We start from the raw sequence: 703 nt of genomic DNA, 5'->3' as shown, positions 1-703 counted from the left end.
ACCGTGGAAAACCTTGGGTATTATGATAAATCCAAGCTGAAAAAGAACAAGAAGGCCATTAAAAAGCTTGAATCTGAAATTGATGAACTCAAACGGAATGTTTTCTATTTCATCAAGACCATTGAAGAAAATTCCCTTGATTCTAATCGGTTTTACATCCTTATCCTGGATTACCTGCAGGATATGGTGCAATCTATCGGCTATATTACCCGGAATAGCTACAACCACGTAAACAATAACCATAAGAATCTAAAGTTCAACCAGATCAAGGACCTTAAAAGGGTTGATGATAAGATCCAGAAGCTCTTTGACGAAATTGAAGAGATTTTTGAACAACAGGATTTTGCACGCATTGAAAATGTGCTTGCGGGAAAACAGGAGCTATTTAATGAAGTTTCCCAGCTCATTGAAAAGCAGATCAAACGCATTAGAACCACGGAGAGCAGCCCTAAGAATTCTGAACTCTATTTCGGACTTTTATTGGAAACCAGGGATCTCGTAACTTCCACTATGAACCTTTTGGAACTTTACCGGGAATTCAATATTGCCGTAGAAACTACAAGTTTTCCAAAGCGGGAATTACCTGTGAAGTAGCTGGTCTGGTTGGTCGGCCTGAGACAGAAGCGCATCAACCAAACATTGTTCAAGATGAAACTACACCTTATGGTACACCTGCGGCTGCCTGAATTGGCAGCCATCATAG

At 40.3% G+C, this 703-nt stretch carries 1 pseudogene; it reads left to right on the top strand.

The features are described 5' to 3' along the window. Nucleotides 1-594, top strand: a pseudogene (locus HC176_RS15640) (inorganic phosphate transporter); the annotation flags it as partial. Between the last annotated feature and the right edge of the window lie 109 nt (nt 595-703).

The sequence above is a fragment of the Tamlana crocina genome, assembly GCF_012037625.1.
The sequence above is the reverse complement of the archived record's forward strand: the minus strand, read 5'-3'. Positions and strand labels throughout refer to the sequence as shown.